At 67.1% G+C, this 25,356-nt stretch carries 31 protein-coding genes; 8 read left to right on the top strand and 23 right to left on the bottom strand.

What is annotated here, in order from left to right; translation table 11 throughout:
- Positions 1-2: 2 nt before the first annotated feature.
- Genes flgG through flgB form a run of 6 tightly spaced genes read right to left on the bottom strand, consistent with a single transcriptional unit; the run spans position 3 to position 4,237 of the window.
- Positions 3-788: a flagellar basal-body rod protein FlgG gene (flgG, locus tag ACK6C6_RS22010; protein ID WP_409269292.1), complete on the bottom strand. Its 786-nt coding sequence runs from the start codon at positions 786-788 to the stop codon at positions 3-5.
- Positions 789-818: 30 nt separating this feature from the next.
- Positions 819-1,547, bottom strand: coding sequence for a flagellar basal body rod protein FlgF (locus ACK6C6_RS22005; protein ID WP_027866931.1), 729 nt, complete (start codon positions 1,545-1,547; stop codon positions 819-821).
- A gap of 3 nt (positions 1,548-1,550) precedes the next feature.
- Entirely contained in the window at positions 1,551-2,747 is a 1,197-nt protein-coding gene (locus ACK6C6_RS22000) for a flagellar hook protein FlgE (RefSeq protein WP_409269290.1), read from the bottom strand.
- 11 nt (positions 2,748-2,758) lie between these two features.
- Positions 2,759-3,454, bottom strand: coding sequence for a flagellar hook capping FlgD N-terminal domain-containing protein (locus tag ACK6C6_RS21995; protein WP_409269289.1), 696 nt, complete (start codon positions 3,452-3,454; stop codon positions 2,759-2,761).
- A gap of 5 nt (positions 3,455-3,459) precedes the next feature.
- Complete coding sequence (gene flgC, locus ACK6C6_RS21990; RefSeq protein ID WP_036217083.1) at positions 3,460-3,864, bottom strand: flagellar basal body rod protein FlgC; 405 nt, start codon at positions 3,862-3,864, stop codon at positions 3,460-3,462.
- Positions 3,865-3,877: 13 nt separating this feature from the next.
- On the bottom strand, positions 3,878-4,237 hold the full coding sequence (gene flgB / locus ACK6C6_RS21985; protein WP_027866935.1) for a flagellar basal body rod protein FlgB: 360 nt from the start codon (positions 4,235-4,237) through the stop codon (positions 3,878-3,880).
- A 207-nt stretch (positions 4,238-4,444) separates the two neighbouring features.
- Between flgB and flgA the strand changes: the two genes are divergently transcribed.
- Positions 4,445-5,026, top strand: a complete 582-nt coding sequence (gene flgA, locus ACK6C6_RS21980) for a flagellar basal body P-ring formation chaperone FlgA (protein WP_409269288.1) — start codon at positions 4,445-4,447, stop codon at positions 5,024-5,026.
- A gap of 101 nt (positions 5,027-5,127) precedes the next feature.
- Here flgA and ACK6C6_RS21975 read toward each other — a convergent pair whose 3' ends face one another.
- Genes ACK6C6_RS21975 through ACK6C6_RS21895 form a run of 17 tightly spaced genes read right to left on the bottom strand, consistent with a single transcriptional unit; the run spans position 5,128 to position 18,618 of the window.
- Positions 5,128-5,886 (bottom strand): glycoside hydrolase family 73 protein, encoded by a 759-nt coding sequence (locus ACK6C6_RS21975; RefSeq protein ID WP_409269286.1) that lies wholly within the window; start codon positions 5,884-5,886, stop codon positions 5,128-5,130.
- On the bottom strand, positions 5,873-6,301 hold the full coding sequence (gene flgN / locus ACK6C6_RS21970) for a flagellar export chaperone FlgN (RefSeq protein WP_209588045.1): 429 nt from the start codon (positions 6,299-6,301) through the stop codon (positions 5,873-5,875). Before flgN ends, ACK6C6_RS21975 begins: the two co-directional genes overlap by 14 nt.
- The gene (flgM, locus tag ACK6C6_RS21965) at positions 6,298-6,585 is read right to left on the bottom strand and encodes a flagellar biosynthesis anti-sigma factor FlgM (protein WP_409269285.1); all 288 of its coding nucleotides are present in this window, start codon (positions 6,583-6,585) and stop codon (positions 6,298-6,300) included. The genes flgN and flgM overlap by 4 nt, the downstream gene beginning before the upstream one ends.
- Before the next feature lie 43 nt (positions 6,586-6,628).
- Positions 6,629-7,576, bottom strand: coding sequence for a flagellar motor protein MotB (locus tag ACK6C6_RS21960; protein ID WP_409269283.1), 948 nt, complete (start codon positions 7,574-7,576; stop codon positions 6,629-6,631).
- Positions 7,577-7,578: 2 nt separating this feature from the next.
- Entirely contained in the window at positions 7,579-8,490 is a 912-nt protein-coding gene (motA, locus tag ACK6C6_RS21955; RefSeq protein WP_209588048.1) for a flagellar motor stator protein MotA, read from the bottom strand.
- 40 nt (positions 8,491-8,530) lie between these two features.
- Entirely contained in the window at positions 8,531-9,271 is a 741-nt protein-coding gene (locus ACK6C6_RS21950; protein ID WP_409269281.1) for a FliA/WhiG family RNA polymerase sigma factor, read from the bottom strand.
- A 21-nt stretch (positions 9,272-9,292) separates the two neighbouring features.
- Entirely contained in the window at positions 9,293-9,763 is a 471-nt protein-coding gene (gene fliL, locus ACK6C6_RS21945; RefSeq protein ID WP_409269279.1) for a flagellar basal body-associated protein FliL, read from the bottom strand.
- A gap of 22 nt (positions 9,764-9,785) precedes the next feature.
- A complete protein-coding gene (locus tag ACK6C6_RS21940; RefSeq protein ID WP_209588050.1) occupies positions 9,786-10,934 on the bottom strand; it encodes a flagellar hook-length control protein FliK in 1,149 nt (382 codons plus the stop codon).
- 8 nt (positions 10,935-10,942) lie between these two features.
- Complete coding sequence (locus ACK6C6_RS21935; RefSeq protein ID WP_209588051.1) at positions 10,943-11,260, bottom strand: hypothetical protein; 318 nt, start codon at positions 11,258-11,260, stop codon at positions 10,943-10,945.
- On the bottom strand, positions 11,253-11,642 hold the full coding sequence (fliS, locus tag ACK6C6_RS21930; RefSeq protein ID WP_209588052.1) for a flagellar export chaperone FliS: 390 nt from the start codon (positions 11,640-11,642) through the stop codon (positions 11,253-11,255). Before fliS ends, ACK6C6_RS21935 begins: the two co-directional genes overlap by 8 nt.
- Positions 11,643-11,653: 11 nt before the next feature.
- The gene (fliD, locus tag ACK6C6_RS21925; protein ID WP_209588053.1) at positions 11,654-13,030 is read right to left on the bottom strand and encodes a flagellar filament capping protein FliD; all 1,377 of its coding nucleotides are present in this window, start codon (positions 13,028-13,030) and stop codon (positions 11,654-11,656) included.
- Positions 13,031-13,057: 27 nt separating this feature from the next.
- Entirely contained in the window at positions 13,058-13,492 is a 435-nt protein-coding gene (locus ACK6C6_RS21920) for a flagellar export protein FliJ (RefSeq protein ID WP_409269276.1), read from the bottom strand.
- Complete coding sequence (fliI, locus tag ACK6C6_RS21915; RefSeq protein WP_409269275.1) at positions 13,489-14,805, bottom strand: flagellar protein export ATPase FliI; 1,317 nt, start codon at positions 14,803-14,805, stop codon at positions 13,489-13,491. Before fliI ends, ACK6C6_RS21920 begins: the two co-directional genes overlap by 4 nt.
- Positions 14,802-15,485 (bottom strand): flagellar assembly protein FliH, encoded by a 684-nt coding sequence (fliH, locus tag ACK6C6_RS21910; RefSeq protein WP_409269273.1) that lies wholly within the window; start codon positions 15,483-15,485, stop codon positions 14,802-14,804. Before fliH ends, fliI begins: the two co-directional genes overlap by 4 nt.
- Positions 15,482-16,504, bottom strand: a complete 1,023-nt coding sequence (locus tag ACK6C6_RS21905; protein WP_409269271.1) for a FliG C-terminal domain-containing protein — start codon at positions 16,502-16,504, stop codon at positions 15,482-15,484. The genes fliH and ACK6C6_RS21905 overlap by 4 nt, the downstream gene beginning before the upstream one ends.
- The gene (fliF, locus tag ACK6C6_RS21900) at positions 16,488-18,245 is read right to left on the bottom strand and encodes a flagellar basal-body MS-ring/collar protein FliF (protein ID WP_409269270.1); all 1,758 of its coding nucleotides are present in this window, start codon (positions 18,243-18,245) and stop codon (positions 16,488-16,490) included. Before fliF ends, ACK6C6_RS21905 begins: the two co-directional genes overlap by 17 nt.
- Before the next feature lie 25 nt (positions 18,246-18,270).
- The gene (locus ACK6C6_RS21895) at positions 18,271-18,618 is read right to left on the bottom strand and encodes a flagellar hook-basal body complex protein FliE (RefSeq protein WP_409269268.1); all 348 of its coding nucleotides are present in this window, start codon (positions 18,616-18,618) and stop codon (positions 18,271-18,273) included.
- Positions 18,619-18,951: 333 nt separating this feature from the next.
- Between ACK6C6_RS21895 and ACK6C6_RS21890 the strand changes: the two genes are divergently transcribed.
- From ACK6C6_RS21890 to ACK6C6_RS21860, 7 genes are read left to right on the top strand one after another with little or no spacing between them, the layout of a single operon-like run.
- The gene (locus ACK6C6_RS21890) at positions 18,952-19,857 is read left to right on the top strand and encodes a hypothetical protein (RefSeq protein ID WP_292041763.1); all 906 of its coding nucleotides are present in this window, start codon (positions 18,952-18,954) and stop codon (positions 19,855-19,857) included.
- A complete protein-coding gene (locus ACK6C6_RS21885; protein WP_409269267.1) occupies positions 19,858-20,214 on the top strand; it encodes a FliM/FliN family flagellar motor switch protein in 357 nt (118 codons plus the stop codon).
- Positions 20,211-20,996, top strand: coding sequence for a flagellar type III secretion system pore protein FliP (gene fliP, locus ACK6C6_RS21880; protein WP_409269266.1), 786 nt, complete (start codon positions 20,211-20,213; stop codon positions 20,994-20,996). Before ACK6C6_RS21885 ends, fliP begins: the two co-directional genes overlap by 4 nt.
- Positions 20,997-21,027: 31 nt before the next feature.
- On the top strand, positions 21,028-21,297 hold the full coding sequence (gene fliQ / locus ACK6C6_RS21875) for a flagellar biosynthesis protein FliQ (RefSeq protein ID WP_027866955.1): 270 nt from the start codon (positions 21,028-21,030) through the stop codon (positions 21,295-21,297).
- Between the two features lie 18 nt (positions 21,298-21,315).
- Entirely contained in the window at positions 21,316-22,101 is a 786-nt protein-coding gene (gene fliR, locus ACK6C6_RS21870; RefSeq protein ID WP_036217131.1) for a flagellar biosynthetic protein FliR, read from the top strand.
- Complete coding sequence (gene flhB, locus ACK6C6_RS21865; RefSeq protein ID WP_209588060.1) at positions 22,091-23,230, top strand: flagellar type III secretion system protein FlhB; 1,140 nt, start codon at positions 22,091-22,093, stop codon at positions 23,228-23,230. Before fliR ends, flhB begins: the two co-directional genes overlap by 11 nt.
- The gene (locus ACK6C6_RS21860; RefSeq protein ID WP_409269265.1) at positions 23,227-25,320 is read left to right on the top strand and encodes a flagellar biosynthesis protein FlhA; all 2,094 of its coding nucleotides are present in this window, start codon (positions 23,227-23,229) and stop codon (positions 25,318-25,320) included. Before flhB ends, ACK6C6_RS21860 begins: the two co-directional genes overlap by 4 nt.
- The last annotated feature ends 36 nt before the right edge of the window (positions 25,321-25,356 follow it).

Here is a 25,356-nt window from a genome sequence, read left to right as displayed (position 1 = left end):
ATTTAGCGTGCAGCCTGTGCCAGGTACTGGAGCATGTTGTCGGCGGCCGACAGCACCTTGGTGTTCATCTCGTAGGTGCGCTGGGCGGCGATCATGTCGACCATCTCTTCGACCACCTGCACGTTCGAGCCTTCCAGCGCGCCCTGTTTCAGCTTGCCGAAGGCGCCGTCGCCCGGACGGCCTTCGTTGGCGGTGCCCGAGGCGCCGGTTTCCTGGAACAGGTTCTCGCCCAGTGCCAGCAGGCCGGCCGGGTTGACGAAGCTGGTCAGCGTGAGCTGGCCCAGTTCCTGCGGCGCGGTGGAGCCGGCCACGGTGGCCGAGACCATGCCGTTCTCGCCGATGGTGACGGCGGTGGCGTTCTGCGGCACGGTGATCTGCGGCACCAGCGGCAGGCCCTGGGCATTGGTCAGGGTGCCGTTGGCATCGACCTGCAGCTGGCCGGCGCGGGTGAAGGCCGGTTCGCCGTTCGGGCGGCGCACCTGCAGGAAGCCGGCGCCGTTGATGGCCACGTCCAGCGGCTGGCTGGTGGTCTGCATGCTGCCGTTGGTGAAGACCTTCTGGGTGCCGACGATGCGGGTGCCGTTGCCGAGCTGGACGCCGTTGGAGACGGTGTTGTCCGCGCTCTGGGCGCCCGGCTGGGCGTCGACCTGGTAGAACAGGTCTTCGAACACGACGCGGTCGCGCTTGAAGCCGACGGTGTTCACGTTGGCCAGGTTATTGGCGATCGCCTGCAGCTTGGCATCCTGTGCCTGCACGCCGGTCTTGCTGATCCACATTGCTGGATTCATGTTTGCTCCTTAAATATGGTGATGGCGTGCTTAAGCGCCAATGAGGCGGTTGCCCACTTCGTTCATGCTGTCGCTGGCCTTGAACAGCTTCATCTGCATCTCGAAGCTGCGGTTCAGGCTCATCACGGCGACCATCTCTTCCACCGCCGACACGTTGCTGCCCTCGAGGGCGCGGCCGCGCACGGTGACGTTCGGGTCCGCTTCGAGCGGTTCGCCCTGGCGCGAGACGATCAGGCCCGCTTCGTTCTTGGTCAGTTCCGCGCCTTCGGCATTCACCAGGCGCAGCTTGTCGACCGCCTGCATCAGGGTCGCGCCCTCGGTCAGCACCGAGATCGTGCCGTCGGTGCCGATCTCGACCGCCTGGTGCGGCGGCAACACGATCGGGCCGCCTTCGCCCATCAGCGGGTGGCCGTTGACCGACAGATTGCCCTCGGCGTCGATATCGATCGCGCCAGCGCGGGTGTAGGCTTCGCCTTCGCCGTACTGGACCGCCAGGTAACCGTTACCGTTGATGGCGACGTCGAGCGGGCGTCCGGTTTCGCGCACCGCGCCGGCGCGGGTCGAGATGGTGTCGGCATCGACCTTCGACAGGTGCATGCTGTCGTAGCCGTAGCCCTGCTGCATCGCCTGGGTCGCGGCCACTTCGAGATTGGCGCGGAAGCCCGCGGTCTCGATGTTGGCCAGGTTGTTGGCGCGCACCTGCTGCGCACGCAGGGTGCGCTCGGCGCCGCTGACGGCAGTGAAGATCAGCTTGTCCATGGATTAGAGTGCCTGCATCAGGGCCTGCATCATCTGGTTCTCGGCGGTGATCACCTTCGAGTTGGCCTGGTAGTTGCGCTGCGAGGTCATCAGGCCGACCAGTTCCGAGGTGATGTCCACGTTCGAGCCTTCCAGGGTGCCCTTGGACAGCTTGCCGGCCAGGCCGATGCCCGGGGTGCTGTACAGCGGCGCGCCGGAGCCGTTGTTGGCGGCCCAGCTGGTGTCGCTGGTCTGGACCAGGCTGCCTTCGTCCGGGAAGGTGGCGATCGCCAGGGTGCCGACGACCTGCTGCTGTTCGTTGCTGTACTTGGCCACGATCGAGCCGTCTTCGGCCAGTTCCACGCCCACGAAGCTGCCCGAGGCATAGCCGTCGCTGCGGTTGGTGGTGGTGGTGGCTTCGCCGGCGAACTGGGTGGTGCCGGTGTAGTCGACGGTGAAGCTCAGGGTGCTGGCGCCCGGCGCCGGCACGGTCAGGGGCACGCTCTTGGTGGCCGGCGGCAGGTTGCCGTTGGTATCGAAGGTCAGGCGGGTCGTGGTCGTGATCGGCGCGGCGCCGTCGAAGGCGTAGTGCACGTCCACGGTGTTGTCCGGCGCCGGGGCTGCGGCCTTGACGAAATACTGCGACACGGTGTGCTGGTTGCCGAGCGAATCGAACAGCACCGATTGCTTGACCATGTTGTAGCTGGTCGCGTCGGCCGGGTCGAAGGTGGTGGTGGTCGGCACTTTCCAGTCCGACGACAGGTTGCCCACGTAGGCAACGCCGGTGCTGGCCTTGGCCGCGATCTGGCCGGTCGGGATCTTGATGTCGCCCATCATGCCGAGCACGCCGCCCACGCTCGGGCCATAGCCCTGCACGTTGCGGCCGGCGGCGTCGACCAGGTAGCCGTCCTTGTTGGCATTGAAGATGCCGACGCGGGTGTACTGCATCACGCCCTGGGCGTCGCGGCTGGTGAAGAAGCCGCGACCCTGGATCGCGGCGTCGAGGCCGCGGCCGGTGGTCTGCAGGCTGCCGTTCTGGCTGATGTTCTGGGTCAGCGAACCGATCTCGACGCCGTTCGCCTGCTCGCCGGCATACACCGAGGCGAAGTTGGCGCGGCTGCTCTTGAAGCCGTAGGTGCCGGCGTTGGCGATGTTGTTCGAAACGGCTTCCAGCTGCTCGTTGATGGCCTGGATGCCGGACAGTGCGATGTTGAAGCTCATGGAGTTTCCTTTCAGTGTTCGGTAGAGGCGAGGGCAGCGGTGGCCTTGCCGTTGAAGCCGGTGACGGCGAAGGGTTCGACTTCGCCGATCCCGGCGACCTGCAGCAGGATGCCGCCGGCGGCCGACATGCGCACGCTGTCGAGGCGGCCCGTGACTTCGACCGCGGGTTTGGTGCCGTCCGATGCCTCGGCGCTGATGCTGTAGTTGCCCGGCGCCAGGCCGAGCTTGGCCGGGTCGATCGAGAAGGGCAGGCTCCCCGCGCCGTGCGCGGGCAGGCTGACGCGGGTCTGCTTGCCGTCGACGGCGGTCAGGACCAGGTTGGTGACGCTGCTGGCCCCGCCCAGCTGGATGCTGCCCGAGACCTTGTCGCCGTCCAGGCGCACGCGGCTGGTCTCGACCGAGACTTCGCTGCCGACCTGGGCGCCCATGGCCAGCACCTGCAGGCTTTGCAGCACGCTAGCGCTGGCGCTGGTGGTCTGGGCCAGCTGCTGCAGCGCTTCGGTCTGCGACAGCTGCGAGAGCTGGTTCACGAACTGGCTCGGGTCGGAGGGCGCGAGCGGGTCCTGGTTGCGGATCTGGGCGACCAGCAGCTTGGTGAACATGTCCTTGTTCTCGCTGGTGGTCACGCCGGTTGCGATCTTGTCGCTCGCCGGCGTGGTCGATGCCGGGAAGCCGAAGGAGTTATTGGTGCCGGTGGTGGTGGTCATCGTGCTCAGCCTTCGCCCATCTTCAGCAGCGAAGCCTGCATGCTCTTGATGCGGCCCATGACCTCGACATTGGTCTCGAAGGCGCGCGAAGCGGCCATCATGTCGGCCATCTCGGCGACTTCGTTGACGTTGGCGTAGTAGACCATGCCGTCGGCGTCGGCCACCGGATTGTCCGGCTCGTACATCTTGCGCAGCGGTTCGCTCGACTGGACCACGTCCAGCACCTGTACGCGGGCGCCGCCGTCCTCGCCCATGAGGGAGGCGAACACCGGCTTGCGCGCGCGGTAGCCTTCGGTTTCCGAGCCCGACACGGCATTGGCGTTGGCCAGGTTGCTGGCGATCGTGTTCATGCGCACGGTCTGGGCCGCCATGGCCGAACCGGCGATATTCGAAATGTCTTTGAAACCCATGTTCGGTGTCCTCTTACTGGCCGTTGATTGCTTTGGCCAGGCCCTTCAGCTTCATGTTGATGAAGGTGAGGCTGGTCTGGAAGTCGGAAGCGTTCTGCGAGAACGCGGCCTGCTCGACGCCGATCTCGACGGTGTTGCCGTCGGCGCTCGGGTGGTAGGGCACGCGGTACAGCGGACCGTCGGAGGACAGGGTCGGCTCGCCCGCCTCGGCATCGATCTGCTCCTGCAGGGCGGACGCAAAGTCGATGTCGCGCGCGGTGTAACCCGGCGTGCTCTCGTTGGCGATATTGGCCGCGAGCACGCGGGTGCGTTCGGCGCGCACCTGCAGCGCGTCGGCGTGCACGCCGAGGGCTTCCTTGAAATTAATCGTCATGGCGATCCTCTGTCGGTTTTATTTCCGCTTGTTTCGGTAAAATGAAATTTTCACGGCCTCTATTTAACAATGATTGCTTTCCGTACGGCAACCATCGGCATTGTAACCTGTCTTTTGTGCGCCACAATCGACGCCGCGCAACCTATTTCTTTAGCAGTAGAGCAAGAGGCGCGTGGACAAATTGACAAACAACTGCTAAGCAGCGGCTTGTCAGAGCCGCAAGTCGAGCTCGATGTCGTCAGCGCCCGACCAGCCCCGCCCTGCAGTGCCCCGGTCGAGATCGAGGCAGTCGACACCCGCCAGTACAGCCGCATGCGCTTCGTGGCGCGCTGCCCGGATCCGAAAGGCTGGCGCCACGATTTCATCGTGCGCGCCCGCGTCAGCGCCCAGGTCGCCGTCACCGCCATGCCGCTCAGGGCCGGCGAAGTGCTGGGCATTGAGCACGTCACGCTCGAGCGCCGCGACGTCACCCTGATCGGCGACGCCATCGGCGCACCGGAAGCCGCCATCGGCCAGACCAGCCGCCGCAGCCTGCGCGCCGGCGAAGTGCTGCGCGCCAACCAGCTGGTGGCGCCCCAGGTGGTCAAGCGCGGCGACCAGGTCTTGATGGTGGCGCGTCACGAAGGCATCGAGGTGAGCATGGCGGGCGAGGCGCTGGACGCCGGCGCGCAGGGCGCCGTGGTCCGGGTGCGCAATACGGCCAGCGGCCAGGTGCTGCGCATGCGCGTGGCCGGCGCCGGCACCGTCGAACCGGTCGACATGGCCCCTGGCATCAGCCGAAAGCCTTAGAGCGCCTAACAATTCCCCCTATGGCTGCGTTGCATCGTCTCGCCGTACTAGCGTACTGTCTTCGACGCTGCGCCTTGCCCTAGGGGTTTTGTTAGGCGCTCTTAACCCCCGCTGTTCTGCAGTTTGGTAGCCAGGCGTTCCAGCTTGGCCGCATAGGCGGGATCGGTCGCATAGCCGCCGCGCGCCAGACCCTGGGCAAAGGCGCGCGCGTCGCCGCCGACGCCCAGCGCTCCCTTGTAGCGCGGGTTATCGATCAGCATCTGGGCATAGTCGCGGAAGGCGGCGCCGGCATCCGGGTAGGAGCGGAAGCGCTCGCGCGTCTTGATCGCCGCGCCGGCCACGTATTCGGTGGTAGCCGATTCGTTCACGGCGCCCTGCCAGCCGCCGCCGGCCTTGATGCCGAACAGGTTGTGGCTCGACTCGCCGTTGCTTTTCCTCAGCGGGCGCTGGCCCCAGCCCGATTCCAGCGCGGCATGGGCCGACACCAGTTCCGGCGCCACGCCCAGCTGCTGCGCGGCCTGCTGGGCCCAGGGCGCGATACTTTCCAGGAAAGCCCGCTGCTCCGGCGTGCCGGCGGCGTTGCTAGCCTCCAGGCCATCCGGGCCGTCGACGGCGGTCTCGCCGCCCATCAAGCCGGCCGCACGGGCGCGCCAGATGGCGCCTTCGGCATTCAGGCTGGCCGCGCCGCCCGCTTCGCCGGCGTCGCCATGCTGGATATAGGCGGCGACTTCTCCCTGTACTTCACTGAACATGCGGCCGAAGCCGGCGCCGCTGCCGCCATCCATGCCCGCGGTCGGACGGGTGGCGGCGGTCGCCGCGGTCGGCTGCATCGACGGCATCGAGAAATCAGCGTGGCGCATAGGTGTCGTCCTCGCCGTGCAGCACGCGCTGCATCACGCTGTATTGTTCCGCCAGCAGGCCGCCGTTGCGGGTGGTGGCCGCCTTGCAGGCCTGCACGGTGCTTTCCAGGTTGGCCCAGGCCGCGGCCAGCGCGCCTTGCGCGGGTTGCGCCAGGCCGGCGATGAAGTCCGCCATGCTCGCGCCTTCGCCCAGCAGGGCGCGCACCAGCGACACGCGCTGCTGGCGCCGCGCTTCCATGGCGTCGAGCAGGGGCGTGAGCTGTTCGGCGAGGAGATTGAGCTCGCTGCTGCGGTGGCGCAGCGCGGCCTCGAACTGGCGTTCCAGCAGGGCCAGCACTTCGGCGCTGTCGCGCACGTCGGCCTGCACGCCGTCGGCAAGCAGCAGGTTGGCCTGCTGGCGAGTCATCCTGCTCATCCGCGGCCTCCGCCATGGAAGCGCTGGATCAGGCCGGCCAGGCGGCCCGGATCGAAGGGCAGCTCGCCCTTGGCCAGGGCGTCGCGCAGCTCGGCCACGCGGCCGGCGTCGAAATCGGGCATCGCGCGCAGGGCCTCGGCGGCCGGCTGCAGCACCTCGGATTGGAGGGCAGGGGCGGCGGCGCGTGCGCTCGCCGCCGCGGCCGGCGCCTCGGCCGGCGCTGCAACCGTGACCGGTTGGGTGCCGACGTTCACGGTGGAGGTGATCGTGCCGGAGATTTTCATGCGGGGTCCTCGGGTTTTCGATTGTATGCTCATGTGCTGGCCCTCATTTCGGCAACTGGCCGCGCAGCTTTTCCAGGGCTGTCGCGTCGGGCATCTCGATCGACGCTTCCTTCCCCAGCGGGAGGGTGGCGCCGGGCTTGCCGAACATGCTGGACACCAGGCGCGATTGCGTACTGGTCAGGATCAGCAGTTCGATGCGGCGGTTCACGCCCGCCAGCGGCTTCTCGGCGTCGATCGGGCCGCGGTCGGCCATGCCGACCACCTGCAGCACGCTTGCGCTGCGCATGCCGCCGCCAAGCAGCTCGGCCCTGGCCGACAGCGCGCGGTCGGTCGACAGCGCCCAGTTCGAGTAGCCGCCCTTGTCCGGGCCGGCGAAACGCGAAGAGTCGGTGTGGCCGACGATCAGCATCTGGTTTTCCATCTGCGCGAACAGCGGGCCCATCTTGCGCAGGAGCTTGACGAAGCGGCCGGTGGGCAGGGCGCTGCCGCGCATGAACATGCCCTGGTTGTCGGTATCGTGCAGCATCACGCGCAGGCCGTAGGGCGTCACCACGGCGTCGAGGTTGGCGGCGAGGCCGGCCTCGCGGCTCATCTCGCCCAGCGCCTTCGACAGGGCCGCCAGTTCGGACGGCGACTCGTAGGCCACGCGCGGCTGGCTCGGTGCGCCCGGGTCGTTGCTGCCCTTGCCGCCGGCGGTCGGCAGCTGGAAGCGCTCGATCAGGCTGCCGCTCGGCTCGGCCGCGATGGCCGGCTTGTGGCCCATGCCCTCGAGCATACCGCTGTCGGTGGCGTCGCGCACGATTTTCTTGAGGTTCTGTTGTTCCCGCGAGGCAATCAGCCACAAGACGAGAAAGAGTGCCATCAAGGCCAGGCAGAAGTCGGCAAAGGCGACCTTCCAGGCGCCGCCGTGCTCGTCGTGGGCATGCTTGCCGCCACCGCGCTTGACGATGGTGGCTTCGTGCTTGTCGTTTTTGGAAGAAGGACCGGCCACGATCAACCCGCCATGCGATCGGTGCCGCGGCGCCGCTTGTTCTGCGACTCATCCTCGCCGCCCATGGCATTGATCCACTGTTCGAGCTGGGCGAAGCTGGGCTTGGTGTTCAGCTGGATCAGGCGGCGCCCGGCGTCGATCGCCAGCAAGGCCGGCTTGCCGGCCACGTGGGTGCACAGCACCACCTTCACGGTTTCCATGGTCGAGGCTTCGGAATTGACCATCTGCTTCATCAGGTTGGCCAGCGGTTCCAGCAGGCCGTAGCAGAAGAAGATACCGATGAAGGTGCCGACCATGGCCGCGCCGATCTTCTCGGCGATCTCGCCGGAATCGGCGCCGCCCGACACCGAGAACATCGCCATCACGATGCCCAGCACCGCGGCCAGGATGCCGAAGCCGGGCATTGCTTCGGCGATCTTCTGCAGCGACTTGGCCGGTTGGGTCAGTTCTTCATGGATGGCTTCCAGTTCCTGCTCCAGCACGCCTTCCAGCTCGTGGGCGTTGATTTTACCCATGGCCATCAGGCGGAAGTTGTCGACGATGAAAGCCAGCAGCTTCGGCTCTTCCAGGATGCGCGGATAGCGCTGGAACAGCGGGCTTTCCGCCGGCGCCTCGACGTGGGCGTCGAGCGCCTTCAGGCCGCCGGCGGCGGTCTGCAGCAGTTCGTACATCAGGAGCAGCAGCTGGCGCTGGAATTCCGAATCGTGCTTCTTGCGCGCCGCAACCTTTTTCAGCTGGTGCGCCATTTCGCCCAGCACGTGCTTCGGGTTGCCGAGCACCAGGGCGCCAAGCGCCGCCCCGCCGATGATCAGGAGTTCGGTGGGGTGGAAGATCGCGGAGAAGGTGCCTCCCATCAGGGAGAAACCCCCGAACACGGCCCCGAGCACGATCGCGATACCGAGTAATTGCTGCATGACGTACTGCCTTTCTTGTGGCTTGCTTGTTGTTTGTCGTTCAGGCGCGCAGCAAGGCCGCCTTCATCTTGGCCAGGGCGCTCTTGTTGAGCTGGCAGACGCGCGCGTCCGACAGGTCGAGCACTGCGGCGATTTCCTTGTAGCTCAGTTCGAACTCGTAGATCATCTGGATCACGCGCTGTTCTTTTTCGTTCAGGCTGCCCAGCACCTGTTCCAGGCTGCGGCGCACCAGGTAGGCTTCCTCCGGGCTGGGCGCGCTGTGCGCATGGTCGGTTGCTTCCTGCAGCACCTCGTCGAAGCTGAGCATCTCTTCGGCGCAGTCGTCCAGCACGTGCTGGCGGAATTCTTCCAGCGTCACGCCCAGGGCGGCGGCGGCTTCCTTTTCAAGCGGCTCGCGGCCGAGCTTGCGGGTGAGGGCGCGCAGCTCGTCGCGCACGCGGTGGCTGTCCTGGCGCACCGCGCGCGGACGCCAGTCCTGGCGGCGCAGCTCGTCGAGGATGGCGCCGCGCACACGCAGGCTGGCGTAGCTGCCGAAGCCCACGTCCGGGGTGCCGTAGCGGCGCAGCGCTTCCAGCAGGCCCATCAGGCCGATCTGCTCCATGTCCTCGCGCGAGACCGTGCCCGACACCTGCGAATTGAGCTGGCGTACGATGCGCTTGACCAGCGGCGCATAGGCCAGCAGGTGACGCTGCTCCTCGCCCGGCGTCATCCCGGCGTTGGCGGGCGCCTCGCCGTACAGCGAAGCGCCGTTGGTATCGGCATAGTCGGCTAGATAGGCCACGATGTCCCCGCTGCGCGTGTTTTATTCAATGATCAGCTTGCCGATCATGACTTCGGAAAACGGCTTCTCGTGGTTTTCCTTTTCATAATTGGCGTTGAAGGTCTGGTTCAGCAGGGCGGCGTACTGGTCCACGGTCATGGCGTTGGCCTCGGCCAGCGTGTGGGTGGACAGCGAGGACACCACGATGCTGCGCAGCAGCGGCAGGTGTTCCTTGGCCTCCTTCTCCTGCTCGGTGGTGGTGGCCAGCACCAGGTCGACCGACAGGTAGTGGGCTGCTGCCTCGCTCGGGGCGCGGCGCAGCATCACGATCACCTTGTCGAGGGTGACGTACTTGGTCGGCTTCTTTTCCAGTGCTTTCTTCGGCGCTTCGGCCGCGGCGCCCGCCTTGCCGGACTGGGCAGGGGCCAGGTACCACATCGCACCGCCGGCGGCGCCGGCGGCGAGGATGGCGACACCGAAGAAGGCGGCGATCAGTTTGGCTTTGCTGTTCATGGCTCAGTGGGTAATAGGAGACTTAAGCGCGTCCGCCGAGGGAGAACGCGGTGGTGGATTGGTTGGCTTCGGCGAGGGCCGCGCCGGGGGCGCGCTCGTCCTGGTCCTGGCCCTGCTGGCGGCCGCGGCCCTGCGCATCCGCGCCGAAGCCCGCGCCCGGCTGCGCCGCGGCCTGCGCGCGCGGCGCCTGGCTCACGTTGACCGAGACGTCGGTGTACTGGCGCCCGGCCAGGTCGTTGCGCAGGTTGTCGCTCACGGTATTCAGTTGGCGCAGCACCTCGCTATGGGTGGCGGTGATGTTCACTTCCAGGCTGCCGCCGGCGTGGCGGATCGAGATCTCGACCCGGCCCAGCATGGGCGGATCGAGGCGGATCACGGCCTGCTCGGCGTTCTTGCCGAGCTGGAGGTTCAGGCGGTCGCCCAGCGCTTCCTGCAGGCTCTGGCGCCATGCGGTCGGCGGGCCGGACAGGCTCAGCGTACCGCCGTCGCGCGGCGCGGCGGCCGGGGCGCTTGGTGCGGCGACGCCGAAGCCGGTGCTGCCGGCGGCGCTGCCGCCGCTTGCGGCCTGGCCGTCGGCGCCGGCGGCGTCGAGTGCCGGTGCGGCCGCCGCTGGGGCGGCAGGCGCGGCCACGGCCGGCTGGGCCGGCTGCGGCGCGGCGCCGGCGCGTGCCATGACGGCTTCGTGCACCTGGGCCGGCTGCGGGCTGGCGGGCGCCGCGGCTGTGGGCGGCAGCGCGGCCACGCCGGCGTTGGCGGCTGCGGCAGCAGGGGCCGGTGCGGCATCCAGCGGACGCTCCTGGCGCTCCGGCGCGCCGGCCATCAGGCGCATGGCGGCGGGCAGGGCCGCCGGCATCGCCATCATCGACGGCATCAGCGGCGTGCTCATGGCAGCCAGCAGCGGCTGGGCGTCGGCCTCGGTGGCTTCTTCCCGCGCTTCAGGGGCGGGTACGGCCTCGCCCGGCACGGCGGCAGCCAGTTCCGGCTGCGCCATGGCCTCGGGCGCCGCCGGCGCCTCCACCTGCATGAACTGCAGGAAGGCGAGCGGCGCCTGTGCGCCGGACTGCGCGGCGGCCAGCGCCGGGTCGAGCGACAGGGCGTCGGCCGGGGCCGCGCCGTTGACGGCGGCGCTGTTGGCGGTGTCGGCGGAGACCGGCAGGGAAGCGCTATTCATGGTGATGTTCATCGTTGGGTGCTACCGGTGTCGTTGTCGTCTGCGAGGGCATAGGCCATCCAGCCTTCCTTGTTGGCGAGCATCTCGTCCATGCGTGCCTGCAGCTGGGCGCTGGCGGCGGCGACCGCCTGGGCCGCGCTCGCGTGGGCGCCGCGCAGCTGCTCGAGGGCTGCGCGCTCGGCATCGGTCCAGGGACGGCCAGCAGCCAGCGCCCGCAGCCGCGGGGCGAGCTCGCCGACGGCGCGGCCCAGCAGCGCCCAGTCGGCGCGCGCGCCGGCGTCGAGCAGGACCTTGCCAAGCTCATCGATGGCGCGCGTCCTATCCATTGCGCTCCTGGACGCCTTTCCAGCCCTGGCGGATGGTGCTCAGGATGCGCACCACTTCATCGACCATGCCCGGGTCCATCTTGATGCCGGCGCCATGCAGGTGGGTGACGCAGAATTCGTAGATGCGCGCCAGGTTGCCGACGGTCTCGCCGCCCTGTTCGAAGTCGAGGGAGCTCGACAGGCCGTTGATGATCTCGACGCACTTGTCGATGCTGGCGGCCTTGGCTTCGAAGCGCTTGGCGACGATGTGGGCGCGGGTGCGCGCCAGTTCGTCGAGCAGGCCGTCGGTGAGCAGCAGGACCAGCTCGACCGGCGAGGCGCGCGAGGTCTGCGCATCGAGGTTGACGGCGTGGTAGTCGCCATAAGCGTCTTGGTAGGACATCGTGGGTACCTTTAATCCTTGTTGTTGCCGAACAGTGCGTCGAACATCGAGCTGTTGCTCGTCATCCGGCTCTGCACATTCTGCAGTTCGGTAAATTGCAGCAGGTAGCGCTGGTAAGCGGAGTCATACCGCTTGTCGAGCAGATCCTGGCGTGCGGTCAGGTCGATCTGCAATTTCGACACCGCTTCCTTGCGGGTCTTGATCTGGCCGTTGATGCTGTTGTTCCATTCCTTGATGTAGGCATCGAGCTTGCCGGCGATGCCGGTCGCCGTGGTGCCGCCGGCGCTGCCGATCATGGCGTCCAGGCCGTTCGGATCGGCCGCCAGGCCCTTGGTCAGGCGCGCGTTGTCCAGGGTCAGGGTGCCGTTGCGGGCGCCGATGATGCCGTAGTTGGCCAGCGAGCCGTCGGCCGTGCTGCGCAGCAGGCTGACCAGGCGGCTCTGCAGCGCACGGATGCCGCTGTCGCCGGAGAACACGCCACCCGCCTTGCCGCTGGCCGGGTCGCCGGGCGCGACCATGGCGTCGACCGCGCTCTTGAGCTTGTTATAGGCATCGACGAAGGCCTGCACGTTGGTGGTGGTGGCGCTGCTGTCGGCGGCGACCGTGAGCGTGACCGGCGTGGCGCTGGTCTTGTTGAAGGTCATCTTCACGCCATCGATGTTGGAGAAGGTGTTCGATCCTTGCACGATCTTGGTGCCGCTGCCCTGGGCGCCGAGCCAGACGATCGCATCCTTGGCGATCACGGTCTCCTTGACGTTGGCGGTATTGTCGAGCGCAGCCTTCAGCGGTCCGCTGACCAGGCTGGTGTCGAGCGAAATCTTGTTGTCGGTGCCGGTGTTGCGCGCACTGAGCACAAGTTGCGGGTTGCCGTCGACCGTCACGACCGAGGCCGACACCAGCGAGGTATTGCCGGTGGCGCCGTTGATCGCCGCGGCCAGTTCGCGCACCGTCAGGGTGGCGTTGCCGTCGGTGTTGGCGGCAGTCAGGTCGACCTGGAAGCCCGGCCCGGTGCCCAGCTTGATGGTCAGCTTGCCGGTATTGGCGCCGTCGGCCAGGCCGCTGTAGGCGAACTGGCTGGCGGTCGCCAGTTGTTCGACCACGAAGGAATAGCTGCCCGGGGCCGCGCTGGCGCTCGCCGTGGCGGTGCCGACGGTGGTGTCGCTGAAGCTGGCGGACTGGCTGAACAGGCTCTTGTTCAGGCCGGTCAGCGAGTTCAGGCTCGACTGGAAGGCGCTGAGCGCGCTGGACAGGTCGTTCAAGCCTTTCACGGTCGCGCTGGCCTGGTTGGTGCTGGCCGTCAGCATCTGCTGGCTGCCCGCAACGTATTTCTGCGCCAGCGCGGCAGCGGTGCTGGCCGGGTCATAGGTTGGGCTGGTGATGGTTGCCATGTTGTCTCTCCTATTGTTGCGGCCCGCTTAGGCCCTGCCTGCCATCCACGACTGGGTGGCGATATCGTCTTCACGCTTGCGCACGACACGTTCCTGCTCGCGCGCATGCAGCACTTGTTCCTGTTCCAGCACCTTGCCCAGCAGTTCGCGCCTGGTCCAGGCATCGGCCAGCTTGCGCTGGGACACCGCCATATTCGCTTCGTGCAGGGCCAGGTCGGTGCGATGCAGGTCGGCCATCGCCATCACGTTCTGCTTGTAGGCGCCGCAGTTCAGCGCCAGCGCCAGGGGTAGTGCTCCGGTCGCGCCGCTGCCTTCGGTGAGCGCATCGAGGCGCGCCAGGTTGTTCTGGTAGCGCGTGCGGGTGGCTTCCTGGCTGGCCAGGTCGGCCTGCAGGCGGTCCACGTCGAGCGAGCGCAGCTCCACCAGGGTGCCGAGGCTGGCGATCGTGCGGGTGCGCTTCATGCCATCATCGCTTTCAACTGTTCGACGCACCCACCCATCGGCGCCTCTTCACGCGTGCCCTGGCACAGGAAGGCTTCGATGTGCGGATGCAGGCGCACCGCCTTGTCGGTCTCCGGATCGGCGCCCGGCACGTAGGCGCCGAGCGGGATCAGGTCGCGCACCCGGGCGTGCTTGGCCAGAGCCGCCTTGAGCTTGCGGGCGGCGAGCTGGTGCTCCTGGCCGACCACCTGCGCCATGCAGCGCGAGATCGACTGGGCGACGTCGATCGCCGGGTAGTGGCCGCGTTCGGCCAGTTCGCGCGTCAGCACGATGTGGCCGTCCAGGATCGCGCGCGCCGAATCGACCACCGGGTCCTGCTGGTCGTCGCCTTCGGCCAGCACGGTGTAGATCGCGCTCATGCTGCCTTTCGGGTTCTCGCCGTTGCCGGCCGATTCGACCAGCTGCGGCAGGTTCGAGAACACCGAGGGCGGATAGCCGCGCGTGGCCGGCGGCTCGCCCAGCGACAGCGCGACTTCGCGCAGCGCCATCGCGTAGCGGGTCAGCGAATCGCACAGCAGCAGCACGTTCTGGCCGCGGTCGCGGAAGTGGGCCGCGATCGAGTGGCACAGTTCGGTGGCCATCACGCGCATCAAGGGCGACTCGTCGGCCGGGGCAACGACCAGGACCGCGCGCTTCAGGCCGTCGGGGCCGAGCGACTTCTCGACGAATTCGCGCACCTCGCGGTTACGCTCGCCGATCAGGCCGACCACGATCACGTCCGCCACGGTCTGGCGCGTGATCAGGCCGAGCAGCACCGACTTGCCGACGCCGGAACCGGCCATCAGGCCGACGCGCTGGCCCTTGCCGATGGTGAGCATCGCATTGATCGCACGCACGCCGACGTCCAGCGGTTCGTCCACCGGGGCCTTGCGCAAGGGATTGACCTTGGGCGGGGTCGTGGACAGGGGCTGGTCGCCGCCGAGTTTGCCGAGGCCGTCGATCGGCTCGCCCATGCCATTGACCATGCGGCCCATCCAGGATGGGCCGATCATCAGCTCGCTTTTCTCCTGCACCGGCAGCACGCGTGCGCCGGTCGCCAGGCCGGATGCCTTCTTGAAGGGCATCAGGTAGCTGATCTTTTCCTTGAAGCCGACCACCTGTGCGTCCATCCAGCCGCCGTCGACGGTCTCGATGCGGCAGCGCTGGCCGGTGTGCAGCGGGCAGCCTACCGATTCCAGCAGCAGGCCCTGGGCGCCCACCAGGCGTCCGGTCGGGGTGGCGACCGGCACCGCGCCCAGTTCGACCGCGCGCAGCTTGGCGGCAAGCGCCGTCATTCGGCGTCCTCCTCGTCGAGGATCTGCGCGCGCACCTGGTCCATCACGGCCGTCAGCCGGCCCTGGCAGCCGGCGTCGACCTCATTGTCGCCGGAACGCACCCGGCATTCGCCCGGCTCGAGGGCCGGGTCGGGCAGCAGGGTCCACTTCTTGGCGCGCTTCGGGTCGAGCTCGAGCACGCGGCGCAGTTCTTCCGGATTCAGGAACACCTCGACCGCGTCGCGCGAAGGCGGCATCACGCTCAGGGCTTCTTCCACCAGGGCGAGCAGCTGCACCGGCTGCAGCGCCAGTTCGGCGCGGATCACCTGGCGCGCGATCTTGCCGACCAGGTCCACCACTTCCTTGCGCTGGGCGGCGCGCATGTCGGTCTTGAGCTTCTTCAGGCTTTTCAGCATGGCGTCGATCGGCTTGGACAGCTCATCGAACTGGGCCAGCGCCATGGCGCGGCCTTCCTCGACGCCGCGCTGCAGGCCTTCGCTCTGTCCCACCGGGAAGCCGTCGGCGCGGCCCTGGTCCAGGCCGGCCTCGTAGCCTTCGCGCTGGCCCTGGCGGTAGCCGTCGGACAGCGCGGCCTGCCATTCTTCGGTCGAGCCGATGCCGTCGCCCGCAGTCGCGCCCTTGGGCAGGGCGCTGGTCAGCTGGTACAGGGGCGGGAAGTGATAGGGCCGGAATTGCTTCATTCGGCGGTCGCCTCGGCAAACAGTGCGATGTCGATCTCGCCGGCGTCGGCCAGGTCCTTGACGGTGGCCATGATCTCGCGGCGGGTCTGCTCGATGCGCGACATCGGCACCGGGCCGGAACGGCGCATCAGGTCTTCGAAGCTCTGGGCCTGGCGCTTCGGCATCGCGCCCAGGATCGCATCGCGCAGCTGCGGCTCGGCGCCCTTGAGCGCGATCGCCCACTGCTCCAGCGGCACTTCGTCGAGCAGGCGGGTGATGACCTGTTCGGTCTGGCGCGATAGGATGAAGAAGTCGTACATCGACATCTCGATCTGCGACACGACCTCCGGATCGTGGGCGCGCAGCAGCTCCACCATGCCGGCGCGGTTGTCCTGCAGGCGGTTGAGGATCTCGGCGACCTGGCGCACGCCTTCCACGCTGGCGCTTTGCGTATCCAGCGCGGCCAGGCAGCGGTTCACCAGTTCTTCCAGCTCGTGCAGCACGTCGCGCTCGATCTCGTCGAGGTGGGCCATGTTCAGCAGCACCATCTCGCGGCCGTCGGCCGGCAGCGCTTCGAGGATCTGCGAGGCCATGGCGGGCGGCAGGAAGGCCAGGAACACGGCCTGCATCTGCACGTGCTCGCTCGAAATGAATTCGGCCAGCCACTTGGGAGAGGCGTACTGCAGGCGCGCCATCATCGGGCGGATCTCGTCGCCATAGATGGTGTTCAGGACGCTGTTGGCAATGTCGCTCCCCAAAGCCAGGTCGAGCGAGCGCTTCAGGTAGCTGCGCGAGGCGGCGTGCAAACCACTTTGCTCGCGGTAGTCGTCGAAGAAGTTCTGGACCGCGGTCTTGACCGAGTCGACCTTGATGCCGCTCATGCGCGACATCACCTGGGTCAGTTCCAGCAGTTCTTCGCGCTCGAGGCAGCGCAGCACCGCGGCGGCGCCTTCTTCGCCGATCGAGAGCAGCACGATGGCGGCCTGCTCGACCGGAGTCAGGACGGCTTGTTCGCCGTCGAAGTTATTCAGTTCGGCCATGTTTTTTCTGCACCCATTGTTTGACGACTTCGGCGACGCGCTCAGGCTCCTTGCCGGCGAGGACCTTCAGATGGTCGACCATCACGTCGACGGCCGAACCGGCCGGCGGGAGGTCGTAGTTTTCGAGCAGCGGGACCACCGGCATCTTGCCCGGGGCGGCGGCGTCGGCGACGGCGGCCGCACCGGCCAGGGCCGGGGCGCCCAGGGCGGCAGGCGCGCCTGCCGGCAGGGCGGCGATGGCGCCGTCGGCGCTCGCGGCAGCGCCACCCGGCGCACCCGGCAGGCTTGGTGCGGCCGGCATCAGCGGCGGCTGCGGCGCCAGGCGCGAGGTCGCGGCGCGCAGCAGCGGGCGGGCCAGCAGGAGGTAGGCGAGCAGGGCGCCCAGCGCATACAGGCCGTAATTGGTCATGTCGACCACGTTGTCGCGTTCCTGCCACCATTCCTGGGCCGGGGCAGCGGCCGGGAAAGTCAGGCTGGAGACGGTCAGCACGTCGCCGCGGGCGGCGTCGATGCCCAGGCCGCCCTTCAGGATCTTCTCGATGTTCGCCAGCTCGGCCGGGGTGTAGCCGAGTTTCGGATTGGCGGCGCTGGCATTGTTCAGCACCACCGCCACCGACAGCTTCTTCAGGCGGCCGCGCGAGCGCTTGATCTGGGTGATCGCGCGGTCATAGGCGTACTGGCGGGTGGTGGCGTTCTTGCGCGCGCTGCCGTCGTCGGGCTTGGCGGCGGCCTCCGGGGCCTGGCCGTCGGCCGCAGCGGCCGGGTCGGCCACCGGCGGACGGTTCGACAGGGTGCCCGGCACGCCCAGCGCCATGCGGTTGCGCTCCATCTCTTCGCGCATCGCTTCGCTGGTGACCTTCGGGGCCTCGCCGTACTTTTCCTGGGTCTCTTCGATCTTGTCGTTGTCGACGTCGGCGGTGACGCTCATCTTGAAGTTGTTCGCGCCCAGCACCGGCGCCAGCAGTTCGTTGACGTTGTTGCGCACCTCGTCGGTGTAGCGCTTGGCCGCGCTGTTGTCGCCCTGGCCCTGGGCCTGGCCGTCGTAGCCGTCGCTCAGGTCGACGCGCGAGGACAGGTAGTTGCCGGCCTGGTCGACCAGCGACACGCGCGCCGGGTTCAGGTTGGCGACGCTGCTCGACACCATGTTGACGATGGCGGCGATCTGCTCGTTCGACAGCGAGCGGCCCGGCTTGACCGCGACCACCACCGAGGCCGAGGACTGGTCGCCGGCGCCGGCCACGAAGGAGCTCGACTTGGCGATCGCCAGGTGCACGCGCGCCGAGGCGATCGCGTCGATGGTCAGGATGCTCTGCGCCAGTTCGCCCTCGAGGCCGCGGCGGAAGCGCACGTCCTGCACGAACTGCGACACGCCGAGCGGGTCGTTGCGGTCCATCAGCTCGAGGCCGGCCGGCAGCTGGGCGGTCACGCCCTTGGCGGCCAGCAGCATGCGCACCTTGCCCAGCTCGCCGGACGGCACCATCACCTGGCCGCTCTCCGGGTGGATGCGGTAGGGGATGGCTTCGGCTTCGAGCACGCTCATCATGTCGCTGGCGGCGACCTTTTCGCGGGCGCCGAACACCGGCTTGTAGTTGGACTGGTCCTGCCACAGGAACAGCATGACCGCGGCCGTGATGGCCACGGCCAGGCCGAGCAGCAGGCTGAGGTTGTTGCGCAGCGCCGGCGGCATGTCGGGCAGCGTCGGCTTCTTGCCGCCAAAGGCGGCCTTGAGGGTCGAAATCACGAGAGTCTCTGGAATAGGGGAGAGGTCAGACCGGCAGCTTGATCAGTTCGTCCACGGCGCCCATGACTTTGTTGCGAACTTGCATGAGCATCGAGAAGGACAGGCTGGCCTGCTGGCTGGCCAGCATGGCGCCGACCAGGTCGTCGCTCTTGCCGGCGTCGACGGCGGCCATGCGTTCGCCGGCGGCGCGGTCTTCCGCGTCCACGCTGGCGATCGCATCCTTCATTGATTGCGTGAAGGAAAATGCGCCTTGCGAATTGTTAAATGTGGTGCCGGTTGACGGGTCAGCGGCCGGAACGACGGCCAGACGCTTGGCTTCATTTGTCAGGGCAGCAAGGTCAGCTTTGATCAGACCGACAAGTTCAGTTCCCATTCTCAATCCAGTGCGAAAAAAGAGGTGTTGCGCGTGTTGTGCGAAGGCGACAAAGTGTGTCTTGTTTTGTCGTCAGAAAACCCGTCTAAGGGCATGCTTTGTTAAATCAGTGTCTACGAACGGCCGTTTTGTTCTTGACCCTTTTATCGGGGCTTTCCTCTGTATGTGCAGGGAAAAGGGCCGTTTGTTGCGATGCGATGGGAGAGATATTACCGTAGGGCAAGTGGGAAATCAAAGGCGAATGTCAAAGTCTTTGGCGTAAATCTCCATGTATAATAGTTTCCCTGCGGAATGAAAAAAAGATATTCGCCGTTTCCTAGTGACCAATAAACAATGCCGATGAATCCACTCGACCGATCGCGCAAGGACGGGGCCGACCGTTCCGGGAAGTACCAGGGTAGTTACCAGGTACTCGATCCCAGCCTGCTGGGACGCCCGGTGCACCTGCTGCCGAAGTTCGCGCGCCGTTTCGCCGATGCCCTGGCCACGACGATGGCGGGGCCCGGCGGGCGCCGCTACTGGGGCAGCTGGCGGCTGGCGAACCTGGCCTTCGAGCGTGCTCCCGACCAGGACGGCCTGCGCTGGCTGGCGGTGGCCGGTCCCCTGGGCACCGCCGCGGTCGCGTTCGAGCGCAGCCTGCTGCTGGATTTGCTGGAAGGCCGCTACGGCCGCAAGAACGCGGCGCCGAGCGCGCCGCGCGACCCCAGCCTGGAGCGCGTGACCGCGACCGAGGAGCGCCTGGCCGCGACCCTCACCGCGCAGCTGGCCGAACAGCTGCATGCGCGCGTGGCCGAAGGCCTGGCGGCGGTCGGCGTGGACGTGCCGGGCGCCGACGCCGCGGTGGTGGAAGTGCCGAGCCCCGCGAGCGCGCCGGGCAAGGCCGGCTGGGTCATCCGCATCACCCTGGCGCAGGGCGAGCAGCAGAGCCATTGCTGGATCGGCCTGGACCAGGAACTGATGGCCCATGTGCTGCAGGGCCTGAAGGAAGAGCGCAGCAGCGTCCGCACCGCGCGCGCCGGCAACGACGGCCTGTCCTCCGGCCTGTTCGTGAAGCTCGAAGGACGCCTGGTCAGCAAGGAAACCACATTGGGCGCGCTGTTCGAACTGAAGGTGGGCGACGTCATTCCGGTGTCGGTCGGACGCGCCGACGTGCTGCTGGACGAATCGCGCCTGTTCACGGCCGCCGTGGCCGAGCACAAAGGAAAACTCTGTTTAACCTCTTTTGAAGATGCCGAGTAAATGGACATGAACCTGAACGATCAACTCACTGGCGACGTGATCATCGACGACCTCGAGGGTGTCGAGGCCGCTACCGCCGTCGCGGGCAAGAACGCGGCGCGCCAGCTGCCGCAGATGATGCGCCGGATCCCGGTGACCCTGACGCTGGAAGTGGGCTCGGCCCGCATCTCGCTGCAGGAACTGATGGCGATCGGCTCGTCCTCGGTGGTGCCGCTCGACGCCTTGGCCGGCGAGCCGCTGGTCATCAAGGTCAACGGCGCGCCGATAGGCCGCGCCGAAGTCGTCGTCGCCGGCGAGCAGTACGGCCTGAAGGTCATCGACCTCGACGGCCTGAACCTGGACGCCCTGACGTCATGACGTTGGCAGTTCGCGGCGCATCCAGGCGCCGCGCCGCGCTGGCGCTTGCCGGCGCGCTGGCCTTGCCGCTGCTGCTGGTCGCGCTGCCTGCCGACGCCCAGCAGCAGGGGCCGAGCATCCTGCCCGGGGTGATCCCCGGCTCGACCCAGGGGATGACGGTCAAGTCGCAGATCCTGGTCCTGATGACCCTGCTCGGGCTGCTGCCCGTGATGGTCATGATGATGACCAGCTTCACCCGTTTCGTGATCGTGCTGTCGCTGCTGCGCCAGGCCCTTGGCCTGCAGCAGGGCCTGCCGAACCGGATCATCACCGGCATCGCGCTGATCCTGACCCTCTTGGTGATGCGTCCGGTCGGCGAAGCGGTGTGGAAGGACGCCTTCCTGCCCTATGACCGCGACCAGATCGGCCTGGAGCAGGCCTTGAGAATCGCCGAGGTGCCGGTGACGCGCTTCATGCTGGCCCAGACCAGCAAGACCGCGCTGGCCCAGGTCGCGCACCTGGCGGGCGAGCCGGCCAGCCTGGCGCCCGAGCAGCGCAGCTTCACCGTCAAGCTGGCGGCCTTCGTGCTGTCCGAACTGAAGACCGCTTTCCAGATCGGGGCGATGCTGTTCATCCCCTTCCTGATCATCGACCTGGTGGTGTCCTCGGTGCTAATGGCGATGGGCATGATGATGCTGTCTCCCCTGGTGATTTCGCTGCCCTTCAAGCTGCTGCTGTTCGTCCTGGTGGATGGCTGGACCCTGACCGTGAACACGCTGGTCGGCAGTATCCATGGTTATTAGCTATAAGCGACCGAACGAGAGACATTACTAGATGAGTCCTGATATCGCTGTCGACCTGGTGGCCGAGGCCCTGCAGGTCGTGATGCTGCTGGTGCTGGTGCTGGTGGTGCCGGGCCTGGTGATGGGCCTGATCGTGGCGCTGTTCCAGGCCGCGACCCAGATCAACGAACAGACCCTGAGCTTCCTGCCGCGCCTCCTGGTGACGCTGGCGGCGGTGATCCTGGCCGGTCACTGGATGACCTCGACGCTGATGGATTACTGCGTCTCGGTATTCCAGCGCGCGGCCACGCTCGCGTCTTGACGGGAACAAGAAAAACAGATGGAGCTGGTCGGCTTCCTGCTGCCGCTGATGAACGCCCTGTGGTGGCCGTTCGCCCGCATCATGGCCATGATGGCGACCGCCCCGGTGCTGGGCGAGGGCGCGGTGTCGGTGCCGGTGCGCGCGCTGCTGGCCGTGGCCCTGTCCTTCATGATGCTGCCGGTGACGACCCAGAGCGCGGGCGCGCTGCCGGATCCGTTCTCGCTGGCCGGGGTGGTGACGATGTTCGAGCAGGCCGTGATCGGCGGCGTGATCGGGCTGGCGATGCAGTTCGCGATGGCCGTCATCGGGATGCTGGGCTTCCTGGCCTCGAGCCAGATCGGCTTCTCGATGGCCCAGATGAATGACCCGATGAACGGCCAGGCCTCGGACGTGGTCTCCAGCCTCTTGTCGCTGCTGGCGATCCTGGTGTTCTTCGGGATCGACGGCCACCTGGTGCTGATGGGCGTGGTGGGCCAGAGCTTCAAGGCCTGGCCGGTCGGCGCCGGCTACGGGCCGCTGCTGCTGGAGGCGGTGGCGCTGAACCTGGCCTGGGTGTTTTCGGCGGCGATGCTGCTGGCGCTGCCGATCGTGTTTTCGACCATGGTGGTGCAGATCGGTTTCGGTTTCCTGAACCGGGTGTCGCCGAGCCTGAACCTGTTCTCGCTGGGCTTTTCGCTGGTGACGATCTTTGGCCTCCTGATGCTGGTGCAGGTGGTGCGTTTCATCCCCGAGCACTACGTCGCGATGACCAACCAGATCCTGGAGATGCTGCAGGAGCAGATGAAGGTGGCGCATGGCCGATAACGGTACCGGTGGCGACAAGACCGAAAAGCCCTCGGCGCAGAAACTGAAGAAGGCGCGCCAGGAGGGCCAGGTCGTCCGCTCGAAGGACCTGGCGACCGCGGTCGGCATCCTGGTGAGCCTGAAGCTGTTCGCCATGCTGCTGCCGGGCTACATGGAATCCTTCCGCGCGCTGTTCCGCCTGGTCTTCGTGCCGCTGGGCGAAGCCGGGGCGATCGAGAACGCGATGTCGGTGGTGTTCACCAGCGCCCTGATGCTGCTGCTGAAGATGGTGCTGCCGCTGCTGGCGATCCCGGCCGCGATCATCGTCGCCGGCGTGATCCCGGGCGGCCTGGTCGCATCGAGCAAGAACATGGCGCCGAAGTTCAGCCGCCTGAGCCCCATCACGAACCTGGGCAACCTGTTCTCGCAAAAGCACTGGATCGGTTTTGCGACCTCGACCGCCAAGGCGATCGTGCTGGGATTCGTGCTGTGGCACGTGAGCACGTCCGGCACCAAGGCCTACGTCGAGCTGCAGCGCATGCCGCTGTCCGACGCGCTGCTCGGCGGCGCCGACCTGATGCTGGGCGGCCTGATGGCGCTGGTGGCGGTGTTCGTGGTGTTTGCGCTGATCGACGTGCCGGTGCAGGCCTTCCTGTTCACCAAAAACCAGCGCATGAGCAAGCAGGAACTGAAGGAAGAACACAAGACCAACGAGGGCAAGCCCGAGGTGAAGCAGCGCATCCGCCAGCTGCAGCACCAGCTGGCCCAGCGCAGCGTGCGCAAGAGCGTGCCGACCGCCGACGTGGTAATCGTCAACCCGGAGCACTACGCGGTGGCCCTGAAGTACGACACCAGCCGCGCCGAGGCGCCTTTCGTGGTGGCCAAGGGCGTGGACGAGATGGCGCTGTACATCAAGCGCATCGCGCGCGAGCACGACATCGAAACCCTGTCGCTGCCGCCGCTGGCGCGCGCGATCTACAACACCAGCCAGGTGCAGCAGCAGATCCCTGCGCAGCTGTACGGGGCGGTGTCGCAGGTATTGAACTACGTCCTACAACTGAATGCGTTCCGTGCAGGCCGGCGCCAGGCGCCCCCACGGTTCCCCAACGAGGTGGTGGTCCCATCTCATTTGAGTGAGGTATCTGCATGAATTCCATTAACGCCTTCGTCTCGGAGCTGAAGCGCCAGAAGTTCGCCGGCCCGGTCTTCCTGATCGCGCTGCTGGCGATGATCATGCTGCCGCTGCCGCCGGTGCTGCTGGACGTGCTGTTCACGTTCAACATCGTGCTGGCGCTGATCGTGATCCTGGTGTCGGTGACGGCCAAGCGGCCGCTCGACTTCTCGGTGTTCCCGACCGTAATCCTGGGCACCACCCTGATGCGCCTGGCGCTGAACGTGGCCTCGACCCGCGTGGTGCTGCTCAATGGCCACACCGGCCCGCATGCGGCCGGTAACGTGATCGAGGCCTTCGCCAACGTCGTCATCGGCGGTAACTTCGTGGTCGGCCTGGTGGTGTTCGTGATCCTGATGATCATCAACTTCATCGTCGTCACCAAGGGCGCGGAACGCATCTCGGAAGTGTCGGCGCGCTTCACCCTGGACGCGCTGCCCGGCAAGCAGATGGCGATCGACGCCGACCTGAACGCGGGCCTGATCAACCAGGAAAAAGCGACCCAGCGGCGCAAGGACGTGGCGGCCGAAGCCGACTTCTACGGCGCCATGGACGGCGCCTCGAAGTTCGTGCGCGGCGACGCCATCGCCTCGATCCTGATCCTGATCATCAACCTGGTGGGCGGTATCGCCATCGGCGCCCTGATGCACGGCCTGCCGCTGGGAGAAGCCTTCAAGGTCTATGCGCTCTTGACCATCGGTGACGGCCTGGTGGCGCAGATCCCGGCGCTGCTGCTGTCGGCGGCGGCGGCGATCCTGGTGACCCGCATCGGCGAATCCGGCGACCTCGAAAAGCAGGTGAGCGGCCAGATGCTGGCCCAGCCGGCGGTGCTGTTCTCGGTGGCGGGCGTGATGGTCGTGCTCGGCCTGGTGCCGGGCATGCCGATGTTCACCTTCTTCACCTTTGCGGCGGTGGTCGGCTACGTCGGCTGGAAGCTGACCAAGCGCGTGCAGGCGCCGGACAATGCCGGCGTGGCCGCGATCGAGGCCGCGCTGCGCGACGAGCGCGCGCCGGAGCTCGACTGGCAGGCGCTGCCGGTGGTGCAGCCGGTGACGGTGGCGGTGGGCTACAAGCTGGTCGGCATGATCGACAAGGCCCAGGGCGAGCCCCTCACCAAGCGCATCAAGGGCCTGCGCCAGAGCCTGTCGGAGCAGATGGGCATGGTGTTACCAAGCATCGGCGTGCGCGACGACCTGGCGCTGCGCCCCTCGCAGTACGCGATCAGCCTGTCGGGCGTCGTGGTGGCCGAGGCGGAGGTGATGCCCGAGCACCTGATGGCGATCCCGTCGCTCAACGTGTACGGCGAGATCGACGGCATCCCCGGCATCGAGCCGGCCTACGGCATGGCGATCACCTGGATCACGCCCGAGCAGAAGGCCGATGCGCTGGGCCTGGGCTACCAGGTGGTCGAGGTGGCGAGCGCGATCGCCACCCATACCTCGAAGGTGGTGCGCGAATACCTGCACGAGCTGTTCCGCCACGAGGACGTGCCGGCGATCCTGGAGCGCCTGCAGGCGCTGTCGCCGAAGCTGGCAGGGGCGCTGGAAAAGGCGCTCACCCACACCCAGCTGCTGCGCGTGTTCCGCGTGCTGCTTGCCGAAGGCGTGTCCTTGAAGGACATCGTGGTGATCGCCACCACGCTGCTGGACAGCTCGGAGAGCACCAAGGACCCGATCCTGCTGGCGGCCGAGGTGCGCTGCGCGCTGCGGCGCCAGATCGTGTCAGGCCTGTTCGGCAAGAAGAAGGACATGCCGGCGTTTAACCTGTCGGCCGAACTGGAAAACATGCTGCTCGGCTCCCTGAACCAGGCGCGCCAGAACAATGGCGGCAAGGTCGCGCTGGACAACTACCCGATTGACCCGCAGCTGCTGTCCCAGCTGCAGATCAACATGCCGGTGGCGCGCGAGCAGATGAAGCAGCAGCGTACGCCGCCGCTGCTGCTGGTGCTGCCGCAGGTGCGCCCGCTGCTGGCGCGCTACGCCAAGCTGTTCGCGCCGGGGCTGCACGTGCTGTCGTATAACGAGATTCCCGAGAACCGTGACGTGTCGATCGTCGGTACCGTCGGCTAATCCGCTGCGGTAGGTGGTGAAATATTATTTCACCAA

This window comes from Massilia sp. BHUDP2 (genome assembly GCF_046236355.1).
GTDB lineage: Bacteria > Pseudomonadota > Gammaproteobacteria > Burkholderiales > Burkholderiaceae_D > Telluria > Telluria varians.
This window is presented reverse-complemented; position numbering and strand designations above follow the sequence as displayed.